Source organism: Acinetobacter gyllenbergii CIP 110306 = MTCC 11365, assembly GCF_000413855.1.
Lineage (GTDB): Bacteria > Pseudomonadota > Gammaproteobacteria > Pseudomonadales > Moraxellaceae > Acinetobacter > Acinetobacter gyllenbergii.
The window spans coordinates 1-12,219 of record NZ_ATGG01000024.1 but is presented as its reverse complement, the minus strand read 5'-3'; the positions used below and the strand labels follow the sequence as shown (position 1 = coordinate 12,219).

General features: G+C 42.0%; 12 protein-coding genes. 7 read left to right on the top strand and 5 right to left on the bottom strand.

The genetic code is table 11. The features are described from left to right. Position 1 precedes the first annotated feature (1 nt). The 3 genes from ybeY to miaB all read right to left on the bottom strand — a co-directional run bounded on the left by ybeY (position 2) and on the right by miaB (position 3,123). A complete protein-coding gene (gene ybeY / locus F957_RS06235; protein ID WP_016542457.1) occupies positions 2–487 on the bottom strand; it encodes an rRNA maturation RNase YbeY in 486 nt (161 codons plus the stop codon). 68 nt (positions 488–555) lie between these two features. Then, positions 556–1,632 carry a PhoH family protein gene (locus tag F957_RS06240; RefSeq protein WP_004655946.1) on the bottom strand — a complete coding sequence of 359 codons (1,077 nt, stop codon included), beginning with the start codon at positions 1,630–1,632 and terminating at the stop codon, positions 556–558. 39 nt (positions 1,633–1,671) lie between these two features. Continuing rightward, positions 1,672–3,123 carry a tRNA (N6-isopentenyl adenosine(37)-C2)-methylthiotransferase MiaB gene (gene miaB, locus F957_RS06245; protein ID WP_016542458.1) on the bottom strand — a complete coding sequence of 484 codons (1,452 nt, stop codon included), beginning with the start codon at positions 3,121–3,123 and terminating at the stop codon, positions 1,672–1,674. Between the two features lie 300 nt (positions 3,124–3,423). Between miaB and F957_RS06250 the strand changes: the two genes are divergently transcribed. From F957_RS06250 to F957_RS06265, 4 genes are all read left to right on the top strand, one after another. Continuing rightward, positions 3,424–5,331 (top strand): lytic transglycosylase domain-containing protein, encoded by a 1,908-nt coding sequence (locus F957_RS06250; protein WP_171068314.1) that lies wholly within the window; start codon positions 3,424–3,426, stop codon positions 5,329–5,331. 27 nt (positions 5,332–5,358) lie between these two features. Next, a complete protein-coding gene (locus F957_RS06255) occupies positions 5,359–6,045 on the top strand; it encodes a ribonuclease T2 family protein (protein ID WP_016542460.1) in 687 nt (228 codons plus the stop codon). A 167-nt stretch (positions 6,046–6,212) separates the two neighbouring features. Further along, positions 6,213–7,199, top strand: a complete 987-nt coding sequence (locus F957_RS06260) for a malate dehydrogenase (protein WP_004655942.1) — start codon at positions 6,213–6,215, stop codon at positions 7,197–7,199. A gap of 156 nt (positions 7,200–7,355) precedes the next feature. Next, positions 7,356–7,598 (top strand): DUF2789 family protein, encoded by a 243-nt coding sequence (locus tag F957_RS06265; RefSeq protein ID WP_016542461.1) that lies wholly within the window; start codon positions 7,356–7,358, stop codon positions 7,596–7,598. Between the two features lie 29 nt (positions 7,599–7,627). On the opposite strand, the gene F957_RS06270 is transcribed toward F957_RS06265, so the two are convergent. Then, complete coding sequence (locus tag F957_RS06270) at positions 7,628–8,155, bottom strand: hypothetical protein (RefSeq protein WP_016542462.1); 528 nt, start codon at positions 8,153–8,155, stop codon at positions 7,628–7,630. A 62-nt stretch (positions 8,156–8,217) separates the two neighbouring features. Next, on the bottom strand, positions 8,218–8,844 hold the full coding sequence (locus F957_RS06275; RefSeq protein WP_016542463.1) for a 2OG-Fe(II) oxygenase: 627 nt from the start codon (positions 8,842–8,844) through the stop codon (positions 8,218–8,220). 442 nt (positions 8,845–9,286) lie between these two features. Between F957_RS06275 and F957_RS06280 the strand changes: the two genes are divergently transcribed. Genes F957_RS06280 through F957_RS06290 form a run of 3 tightly spaced genes read left to right on the top strand, consistent with a single transcriptional unit; the run spans position 9,287 to position 12,094 of the window. Next, entirely contained in the window at positions 9,287–10,144 is an 858-nt protein-coding gene (locus F957_RS06280) for a 23S rRNA (adenine(2030)-N(6))-methyltransferase RlmJ (protein ID WP_004802589.1), read from the top strand. 38 nt (positions 10,145–10,182) lie between these two features. Then, complete coding sequence (gene pssA / locus F957_RS06285) at positions 10,183–11,016, top strand: CDP-diacylglycerol--serine O-phosphatidyltransferase (RefSeq protein ID WP_016542464.1); 834 nt, start codon at positions 10,183–10,185, stop codon at positions 11,014–11,016. 16 nt (positions 11,017–11,032) lie between these two features. Further along, positions 11,033–12,094 carry a DUF6670 family protein gene (locus tag F957_RS06290; RefSeq protein WP_016542465.1) on the top strand — a complete coding sequence of 354 codons (1,062 nt, stop codon included), beginning with the start codon at positions 11,033–11,035 and terminating at the stop codon, positions 12,092–12,094. The last annotated feature ends 125 nt before the right edge of the window (positions 12,095–12,219 follow it).

Sequence of the window (12,219 nt, the reverse complement as noted above, 5' to 3'; positions counted from 1 at the left end):
ATTAGCTTTCATCGGCTTGGTAAGGATTGGCGATTCCCAATTTTTTTAGAATCGCAATTTCTAAAGCTTCCATTTCTTCGGCTTCAGTTTCACTGGTTTCATGATCGAAACCAAGCAGGTGTAGAACGCCATGAACCAGTAAATGGGTGAAATGATCGCTTGGCGTCTTTTGCTGTTCTGCAGCTTCTTGTAAAACCACAGGAATACAAATGACCAAGTCACCTAGAGGTTCTGCATCGAGTAAGCTGAGCATTTCCTCAGGAATATCACTTGGAAAAGACAGCACATTGGTCGGTTTGTCTTTTTCGCGGTATTGCAGATTGAGTTCATGGCTTTCAGCTAGATCAACACAGGCAATTCCAATTTCACAATTGACATCAAAACCGACATGACGCAGTGCAGTTTCGATATTTTTTTTGATTTGACCACGTTTGAGTGGTAATTCCGCAGCTTGAAAGTCTTGTTGAAGACTTAGATTGATTTTCAAAGTAGATCCTTAAAATCGTCCCCCTAAGATGCGACTAAAGCATCTTAGAGGGAGTGAGGGGGATTTTTCTAAATGTGTTGCGCATCTGCCGCAGAATCATTTTCTGCGATCAGTGCTTCTTGTTTGGCTTTGCGTTCGGCACGGGCTTCAGCAGACAGGCGTTGCTGTTCACTGTCCCAACCTTCGTAAGCTTCAACAATTTTTTGTACCAATTGATGTCGAACCACATCACGTGAATGGAAACGGGTGATATGAATCTCATGGACATTTTCAAGTACACGTAATGCTTGTGCTAAACCTGATTGTTGTCCACGTGGTAAGTCAACTTGTGTGACGTCACCCGTAATCACGGCACGTGAACCAAAACCTAAACGGGTCAGGAACATCTTCATCTGTTCAGGTGTGGTGTTTTGTGCTTCATCTAAAATCACGAATGAATGGTTCAGGGTACGTCCGCGCATGTAGGCCAGCGGAGCGACCTCAATCACTTGGCGTTCAATCAGTTTAGCTACTTTTTCAAAGCCCAGCATTTCATACAGGGCATCGTAAAGAGGACGCAAGTAGGGATCGATTTTTTGGGTGAGGTCACCGGGTAAGAAACCGAGCTTTTCACCGGCTTCAACTGCTGGGCGAACCAGCAAGATTCGCTGAATTTCATTACGTTCCAGCATATCAACCGCGGCAGCAACCGCCAGATAGGTTTTACCTGTCCCTGCTGGGCCAATACCGAAGGAAATATCACTTTGTAAAATACGTTGCACATAGCGTTTTTGATTGGCGCCACGTGGGTTAATTCGCCCTTTGCGGGTCTGTAACCAAACACTGTCGAGGCCTGTATGTTCTTGATCTGAATCATCCATCAGTTCACGATCCGTCTGTGAACCTTGGATCATCAAATGAATCACATCGGCACTAATTTGTGAGGAAATTTCTGATTCTTGATAGAGCCGTTGCAATAGTGCTTCGGCTCTTTCGACCGCTTCTATATCACCATCGAGATAAAAGGCATCGCCACGGTGAGTAATTTTGACATCTAAACGTTGTTCGATTTGTTTTAAATGCCCGTTATACGCACCGAGCATGCTTTTCAAACGTTCCAATTGAATTTCAGGGAACGTTACTGTACGTCGAATCGCTGCAGTCAAGATAAACCCTTTTTGTTGCTCTGTAGGAATACCCTTACATTACGCCACGTCAGGTTCAAGATTCAAGAGTTCTCCGTAAACTAAATTTAAAGTTTTAATTTCAGTGATCTCAATCTCTGCGAAACGTCCAATCCACGCGGCATCACCGATAAATGTCACTAAACGTGTATTGTCTGCTGTACCGATCAAAACATTTGGATCTTTATCAGAAACTTTCTCAATCAACACACGCTCAATTTTACCGAGCATGGCATCCGTTTTATCAATACTCGAACGTTTAATCACTTCTTGTACTTGAGCCAAGCGATCTTTTTTCACTTGCTCAGGGGTACTGTCTGGTAAATCAGAAGCAGGCGTACCTGGACGCTTAGAGTAAACAAAACTGTAAGAATGATCGAAATCCAAATCTTTAATGAATTGCAGTGTTTCAGCAAAATGCGCATCGGTTTCACCGGGGAAACCAATAATGAAGTCGCTGGATAAATGCATATCTGGACGGACTTTACGTAATTTGGCAATTTTATCGATGTAGACATCAATCGTATGGTTACGTTTCATCGCTTGCAATACATCGTTTGAACCACTTTGTACGGGTAGATGTAAATGCGAAACCATTTGCGGTAAATCACGGTAGCATTGAATTAAATCTTCAGAGAATTCAAGCGGGTGAGAAGTGGTATAGCGTAGACGACCAATCCCTGGAATTTCTGCCACTAAGCGCAATAATTCTGGGAAAGTACAAATTTCACCTTCAAAGGTTTCACCGCGATAACCATTGACGTTTTGACCGAGTAAGCTGATCTCACGTACGCCTTTTTCAGCCAAGCCAGCGATTTCTGCCAACACATCATCCAACGGACGAGACACTTCTTCGCCACGGGTATAAGGGACCACACAGAATGAACAATACTTCGAGCAACCTTCCATGATGGAAACAAATGCCTTGAAGCCTTCCACACGTGGTTCTGGTAAAAAGTCGAACTTTTCAATATCAGGGAAAGAAATATCAACCAATTTGATTTTTTCTTTCTTTGGTTTTTCAATTTGAGCGTGATGCTGATCTAGCATTTGCGGCAAACGGTGCAGCGTTTGTGGGCCAAAGATCATATCCACATAAGGCGCACGTTTTTGAATGTTGTCACCTTCTTGCGATGCAACACAACCACCCACACCAATGATGAGATCTGGGTTTTGTTCTTTCAGTTTGCGCCAGCGACCTAAACCACTGAATACTTTCTCTTGCGCTTTTTCACGAATCGAGCAGGTATTCATGAGCAGAATGTCTGCTTCATTTGGATTGTCAGTGAGCACATAGCCATGTGAATCACCTAACAAATCTGCCATACGATGACTGTCATACTCATTCATCTGACACCCTTGAGTTTCAATAAACAATTTCTTGATCGAAACATCAGCGGTGTGCATTGGCTGGGTAACAGTGTTTTCTGAAGCAGCTTTTACAGCACTGGGAGTGAATGTTTGAACCGTCATGCAGGCTCCTAAACAAGGTGGATTTAAATAAACGGCGGATTATAGCAGTATTTTAGATCGAACGCAGAGAATAAAAAACTGACAAAAATGGACAGTTTGTGAATAAAATTGCGTGAATTTTAATGAATATGAATCAGTAATTTACATAACACAACAATAGTGGAAGGCGAGACTTATTACACTATAATGGCTGGGCAAAATTGAGCATAGATATTGATGAAGATGAAAAAGCAGCATAATTTTAGAACAACCTTAACTCGTAAATTGAATAACAAGAAGAGCTTCCGTTGTTTTATTGCAATGGGAGGAATGATTGCCTGCTCGTCTGTCTATGCTTTAGATGAACAATTTAATGATGCTTTGCGTGCTGCCAATGCGGGCAATTCTGCTTTGCTCGATCAGTACCAATCTGACATGCAAAATGATGCTTTGGGTTATTATCCCGAATATTGGAAGCTCAATACCAATTTAGGCTTTCAGCCCGCTGCTTCGATTATCAGCTTTGCGCAACGTTATCCGCAATCGGCAATGGCAGAAAAACTCTCTGCTGATTATGTGGAAGAAAAAGTCAAACTCGGAAGCTTTGCCGATGCCAAGCCTGTACTGAGTTATGTGACCAATCCAGATCAAGAAGAAAGTTGTGCAGTTGCGCAAGTTCGTGCAAAAACAGGTGATAGTCTGGTTTTTGCAGAATATAAAGACATTTGGCTCGCTACCAATTCCCAACCTGAATCATGTAATGGTTTAGGTCATCTGATGTTGTCTAGTCCACTGATGACGGCCCAAGATCGTCAACAACGTTTATGGGGACAGCTGCGTGCAGGCCAGTCTGGGCCGGCGATTGCGACCGCTCAAACCATAGGCTTGAATCTTTCTTTAGCACAGTTCAATCAAATTCAAGCCAATCCATTGGGTTATCTGTGGAGTGCGCCGAAAGCCAATGATGCCGATTATGCCTATTTGATTTTTGCCTTGGGACGTGTGGCAGATAGTGACTTAACCAATGCCTTGGGCAATGTACAGCGTGCTGCTCAGGATGTTCCGCAACCCGTACAACAATATTTGTATCGCACCATTGGCTATGTCGGTGGCACCACCGTGATGAAGAATGGCTTTAATCGTGAAGTATTAAATGCCTATGATCAAAGTTATGGTTATCCATTAAGTCCAGAAGAAGCTGAAATTTATGCGCGTCAGGCGATTCGTTTCGGGGCTTGGGAAAGTCTGATTCGTGCGATTGATGCCATGTCAGTGACGCAAAAGCAAGAAGACCGTTGGCAGTATTGGTTGGCACGTGCATCGGAACAGCGTTCAGATGGTGGTTCTAAACAAGCAGCGCAGCAGATCTATCGCAAATTGGCACAAGCTGGGGATGACTACCATAATTTGTTGGCAAAAGATCGTCTAGGCGAACGTTATAACCATCAGCCTTATAATGAGCAGCCAAGCACCCAAGATATTCAGCGTCTGAATCAAAATATTCATTTTAGACGAGCTTTTGCACTCAGAGATGTCAATGCGCCTGCCAACTATACTAACCGTGAATGGAACTGGGCAGTTCGTCAGGCCTATTTACAACACGACGATGGTCTGCTTTTAGCAGCAGCGAAACGTGCGCATGATATGGGTTGGTATGATCGTGCGATTTATGCGGCGGATCGAACCACATCTCGCCACAACGATACCTATCGCTATGCCACGCCGCATCGTAGTAATGTCACCAGTCATAGTTACAATGCTGGTATTGATCCTGCGTGGGCCTATGGTTTAATGCGCCAAGAAAGCCGTTTTGTAACCTCGGCACGCTCTCATGTTGGGGCAGGGGGGTTAATGCAGATTATGCCAAACACAGCCAAACTGATCGCAAGACAAATGGGTGAAACGTATAATCCTGCGGCACTGAGTGAGATGAATACCAACATTCGTTATGGGACCTATTATCTTTCAATGATTCAAAGTCAATTGAGCGGTAATGCCGTATTGGCAACAGCAGGCTATAACGCGGGCCCAAATCGTGCGCGCCGTTGGCAGCCGGATGCTCAGAATATGGCGGCAGATCAGTACACTGAAACCATTCCATTATTGGAAACACGTGACTATGTTAAACATGTCATGACCAACGCCACGCATTATGGCGTGGTGTTAGGGCAGGGGTCACAATCGTTAGAAAAACGAATGAGCACGATTCCTGTACGCAGTGGGCCTTAAGACACAGCAAGATGTTTAAGTGAAATAATGAAGTTTTTGCATTTGATGAAACCAATCGAATTACTCACAGGGCAGTTGATGAGATCTTTGCAGGCATTGGCTTGTTATTTGGTCTTGTCTTTTGCTATGCCATTACATGCTGCGAGTAATTCAGACGTTACGGGCTATGTGATGCATGTGCAGATGACACCCGCCGCGTGCTCTTTTGATTCGTCAAGACAAAAGCAACGCAAATGTCTAGAAGGCTATTCACTGACCATTGCAAGTTTATTGCCTGAAGTACCGCCCAACCGTGATTGCTCAACCAAAACGTCTGCCAAACTCTCACCTTTACAAGCCAAGGTGGTGGCGCGCGTCATGCCTGATGAAAATGCACGTGTGCAGTTATGGCAGGATGTGGGTGGATGTATGCCAATGAATGCCAGCCAATATTTTAGAACCATTATTAACTTTGCAGAGCGTTTAAAAATCCCCGCAGATTTGACTAGCCCGAATACGATAGAAGTACAAAAAGAAAGCTTGAGACAGCAATTTACCAAGCTCAATCCGTCTTTACCGCCGAATGGTATTCGCTTTACTTGCCAGTCATCGAGATTTGATTCAGTCTTGACTGAAATACGGGTCTGCTATCAGAAAAATGGTCAATACAAACAGTGTGCAAGCCATATTGTGACGGGCTGCCCAAGTGAATTTACAATTAAAGGCAGTTACTAGGTATTTACCTAGTTTGATTTGTATTTTCTATTAGACTTTCGTTGAAATTCATTCTCTTTTACATGCATCTGTATTCGCTTTAGAGTACAATCTTTGCCGTTTATGATAATTCGATTGAATAATAATAGCGTTCAATCGTGCAAACGCATCTCATTGGAGAATATCACATGAAGCAACCCGTTCGTGTTGCCGTTACAGGCGCTGCTGGTCAAATTGGTTATAGCTTATTATTCCGTATCGCAAGCGGAGAAATGTTAGGTAAAGATCAACCAGTAATTTTACAATTGCTTGAAGTTCCTTTTGAGAAAGCTCAACAAGCGCTTAAAGGCGTGATGATGGAACTTGATGACTGTGCTTTCCCATTATTGGCAGGCATGATCGGGACTGATGATCCTAAAGTTGCATTTAAAGATGCTGACTATGCGTTATTAGTTGGTTCTCGCCCACGTGGTCCTGGTATGGAACGTGCTGACTTGTTGAAAGTGAATGGCGAAATCTTTATCGGTCAAGGCCAAGCGCTCAACGAAGTTGCGAGCCGTGACGTTAAAGTATTGGTTGTTGGTAACCCAGCAAACACCAATGCATACATCGCAATGAAATCTGCTCCAGATCTTCCAGCGAAAAACTTTACCGCAATGTTACGTCTTGACCACAACCGTGCATTAACTCAACTTGCTCAAAAAGCAGGTGTTGCAGTTTCTGACATCGAAGACATGACTGTTTGGGGTAACCACTCTCCAACAATGTATGCTGACTACCGTTTTGCAACTGCAAATGGCGTAAGCTTAAAAGACAAAATCAACGATGCGGCATGGAACAAAGATGTGTTCCTTCCAACTGTTGGTAAACGTGGTGCTGCGATCATCGAAGCGCGTGGTTTGTCTTCAGCTGCTTCAGCTGCAAATGCTGCAATCGACCATATGCGTGACTGGGCATTAGGTACAAACGGTAAATGGGTAACTATGGGTATTCCATCTGATGGTTCTTATGGTATTCCAGAAGGCGTAATGTTTGGTTTCCCTGTAACGACTGAAAACGGTGAATACAAAATCGTTCAAGGTTTAGAAATTGATGAGTTCAGCCGTGAACGTATCAACTTCACGCTGAATGAGCTTGAAGAAGAGCGTGCAGCAATTGCTGACATGGTAAAATAATTTATCTTTTGGATAAATTGAAAGCACTCTCCTAGAGAGTGCTTTTTTTATGCGAATAAACACAAAAAACAACAAGAAAAGATAGACCTATCGCTGCATCACAAGGCGATTTACTGTTAGATTATTTTGATAAAGGACATCACTTGGAGAATAACAATGTTTGAACAGCAACCGACACTTGGGCTTTTATTCGAACAACTTGGGCTTGGGGCTGATGAGGCAGCAATCGAAAATTTTGTGAAAACTCATCAACTACCCGCTGATCAAAAGTTACATGAAGCTGAGTTCTGGAGTGCAGGACAGCGTGATTTTCTCAAAAGTCACTGGGATAAAGATGATGAGTGGGCGATCGTGATTGATGAGTTGAATCAACAACTGCATGTCGATAGCACCAGATAATTCATTAGTCCGATCAAAAAAAGCTCACATTAGTGAGCTTTTTTTTGAATCAAGGTTTTAAACCAATCTTCTTGGCGTATGGCATTAAATGCAGGGTGGAGTTGTAATAACTCTAAATCATGATCCAAGCAAGATACGTATTTCGTTAGCCAATGCCGTGTTAATGCTAGTTCTTGCTTAGCAGCTGAAGCGTAAGCCAAGAAGAAATAAATATCTAAGTGTTCTGTATATGCCAAAGGTTTAAGAATTTGCTGTGTAATTAAAGCAAAACGCTGCTCTTTAGTGAGCTCAAAGTAAATCATATAGGCTTTGGCTAAACATAAAGACAAATTCAAATACAAGCTTAATGGCATTTCATCATATTCAACACGCGCTTGTTCAAGCAGTACGATTGCTTCTTGCAAGAAATGCAATTGTTCCTGACGAATATGACTCAGTACCACTAATTGCAAACGTAGGTCAGCACGCTCTAGAGCAAGTTCGGGAGTATTGCTGTCTAAATAGAGTTGGTCTGTTTCACCAATTCGAGCAATCACTTGTTGAGTTTCATTCGACATTATGGATCCAAAATCGTCAGTTATGCGTGGTATATAAGGGTGTTTTTAGTAATTTAAAGGTCTTAGCGCTGATTCCAAATAGAACCGCCACTGCGTAGCCATGCGGTGATCGATAAACGCTGTTGTTTGGAAAGCAGTACTTCGTGCAAAACGTCACTTTGAAAAATCGCCAGACGATTCGGTTGCGGTTGGATGATATGCCATTGATCCTTTTTATCTTGTAAGCGTAATTGCCCACCCCAATCCTCTTGCCAATTTTCATGCAAATAAAACACGGTTGAAATCATTCGGTCGTTTTTCTGCTGCGGATTATCTCGATGCAACGCATAAAATTCGCCTGCGTTATAGCAGGCAAAATGAGCCTCAACTTCTTTAATACCTAAATAGAAGGCCTGATTCAATGCTTGCGATAAATGCTCTAGCGTTTGTAGATGTTGTTGTGCAATCGGCAGTTGTCCATCAATCCATAAAATATGATCACTGCGGATATGGCTGACCACACCATTTTGTATCCCAGCTGCTCTGAATTCTGCAAGATGAGCACTACATTCATGTGCAAGTGCTTGTACATATTCATCTGAATACACTTGATCAATCAAGGCAAAACCAAATTCATTTAAATCATTCAGCACTTGGTCCAAATTCCAAGATTGAAGATTAAAAGCTTGGGGGAGAGAGGTTGCTTGCATGGCACTCCAGTGACATTGGGTTGATTACAGGACAATTTTAGACGATCACATCAACGCTAAAGAATAATTTAGGGGCTGCTGACGTTTCAACCATGCTTTGCGTTATAAGCTAAAACGACATAAACGAGGCATGGAACGTAGGCAATGGCGATTCCCTTGTCAAGTTTCATAACGAAGTTTAGGGTAGTTTTAGCTATAACCCTGAGCAAAAGCAAAACATTGCTTTGGTTGCAGCGCAAGGCGAAGCTCAAGGACTGTGACGTTTTTTGCTGCTACAGCGTTATGTTTTTCTCATTTAGGATACTAAATTTCGTAAACCATGCCTTGTATCAGCTAAAAAATGTCTACAGTCGCAATGAGAGCTAGAGCTCGCAAGGTGAAATGTCATCGGCCCCTATTTTCATGTTAAACTACCTGCTGAATTGAGGAATAAATTGTCAACATGAATTACCGTCACCATTTCCATGCGGGTAACTTTGCCGATGTTATGAAGCATGTACTTTTGCTTCAACTGCTCGCTCGTTTAAATGCTAAAGATAAACCTTATCGATATATCGATACCCATGGTGGTGCAGGTAAATATGATTTATCTACGTCGGAAGCACAAAAATCAGGTGAATTCTTAACGGGTATCCATCGTTTGGTCAAGCTTGACGATTCGATTAAACGTAATGCGCCTGAAGGTGTAAAACAATATCTTAAAATTGTTGAAGATATGCGTGCAGGTTCGGGTAAAGGTGCTTATCCAGGTTCACCTTGGTTTGCACTTGAAGGCATGCGTGATATTGATAAAGCGACTATATTTGAAATGCAGCGTGATGTATTTCAGCAATTGTATTTTAATATTCGCGATAAACGTGCGGGTTTGCATGAGCGTGATTTCTATGAAGGCTTGATGGGTGTCATTCCGCCTAAAGAAAAGCGTGGATTGGTCATGATTGACCCTCCTTACGAAATTGAGCGTAAAGATTTCCCGCAATTGGTTGAAATACTCCAAGCCGCACATAAAAAATGGCCAACCGGTGTATTTGCTGTGTGGTATCCAATCAAAGATCGCGCCATGATTGAGCGTTTTGAAAAGAAAATGATGAAAACGGGGATTCGCCGTCAGCTCATTTGTGAAATTTGTGTATGGCCAGATGACACACCAGTTGGATTAAATGGTTGTGGTTTATTGGTAATTAACCCACCTTGGAAGTTCTCAGAAGATGCGGATCAAGCATTACAATGGTTGTTTCCACATTTGCGCATGAGTGAAAATGGTGGACATGCTGCTGTGCGTTGGTTGGTGGGTGAATAACCCATCAATGTCCAAATATTCTCGAGGAATTGAAAATAATGACAAATTCTCTTAAACCTGATTCTAATTTGAATAAAGAAGATCATTCTTTTGATGGAATCACTTTTGAAGTAGAAGAAGAAGAGCATACGCACGAAGGACAAAAAGTGAAACGCCGTGGTATTTATTTATGGCCGAATTTAATTACAACAGCCGCACTGCTTTCTGGTTTTTATTCTATTATTGCCAGTATGAATGGAAACTTTAATCAAGCGATCTATGCCATTTTCTTGGCTGCATTACTTGACGGATTAGATGGTCGGGTGGCACGTGCCATTGGTGCACAAAGTGCATTTGGTGAGCAATACGATTCGCTTTCTGACTTGTTGGCGTTTGGTGTTGCCCCAGCGATCTTGATGTATAGCTGGAGTTTACATGATCTTGGGCGTATTGGTTTGGCTTGTTGCTTTATCTATACGGCTTGTGCAGCTTTCCGTTTAGCACGTTTTAATGTACAGATTGGTGTTGTAGATAAACGTTACTTCATTGGTATTGCTAGTCCTCTTGCAGCAGTGACGGTGATTTCATTGGTTTGGGTCGGCCGTGATTATCCATTCATCTTTGATTTAAATGATATTGTTATTCAAGTGATTAACTCAGTGGTTATGGTTGCTGTGGGTTTACTGATGATTTCCAACATCAAATACTATTCATTTAAACAAATGGACCGTAAGCGTGTACCTTTCGTCGTGATGTTACCTGTGGTCTTGATTTTTGCTGCAATCACGTACAACATTCCTGTAGGGATACTGATTGTCTGTATCATCTACGTCCTTTCAGGATTTGTAACGACACTATTTGCCAAAAAAAATGATGCCAAAATAACAAGTTAAAATACGGAGGTTCAGTATGCCAATATTGATGAATAACAATCAATTAAAGCAGCTGAACCTTAATAAGTCAGATGCTTTAACGTTCCACCCACCTAAAGGCTTATTTAAGATCGTCTATCAGGCTTTGATCTTGCCCAATTTACCTGAACCCTTTCATTATTTAAATTTCATTAGCCTAATCGGCCAACCTCGCATCCCCATTTGTTATAACGCCAGTGCGATTACCACGACTGCAATCGATACTGCGACGGTTTTAGTTGCCAGTAGTTTATCGACTGTCGGACATCTCAAAAGTTATAGCGCCAAAGAGCAGTGTCAATTAGAGCAAGATCGTTATCAATTTCTAGATGTTGATCATATTCAGGTTGATTTCCCAAATTATTATTTTAAGCGTGATGATGAGGAACTCAGTTGCCAGCTCAAAGTCAATATTGGCACGGACATTGAAAACCATTCAGCTTTGCAATGGGGGGTAGGGGATTACTGGTATGTACGCTGCCAATGTGAAGGGGAAATCACCTATAAAAAACAACACTATCAAATTGAGGCGCAGGGAATTTTAAAACATGCCCGAGCCATCTATTTACCTTTTATTGCCTTTCACTTTTTTACCTATCAAATTATTCAGGTCAATTCAGACTTTCAGATCATCTTGTCTGAACTTAGGAATCAATGGAATAACATTGTTTTTTCTCGCATTGAAATACAATCGAATGAACAACATTCGGTACTTTATGATCATCAAGTCATTTTTGATGTCAGCCGTGTCTATCCAAAGGTGCAAACACCGAATGGGCGTGACATGTATTTACCACGAGAATTTACATGGCAATATTCAGAAAATGATGCAGTTGTATTTCATCTGACAGCACAAAGCCGAGGTGATTATAAATTTGGTTTGGCTGCAGGCTATGTGGGCAGCTTTCACTATCAACTCTTATGGGGAAATGAAAACTATGAGGGGACTGGATACTGTGAATATATCGATTGCAGGCCGTTACACTGGCAAGAAAAAAATAAAACTGAGCAAATAATCGACCAAATCGCACATTTTCAGCCTTATTTGTGCAAAAAATAGTCGCTTGATTTAATAATTTAAATAAATTTGAAAAAGGGGGTTGCACCTGAACTGAAATACTGTAGAATGCACATCCATCGGCGGTGATGCAGATAAAAACTTGTTGAGAAACAAGGATTTGGCTA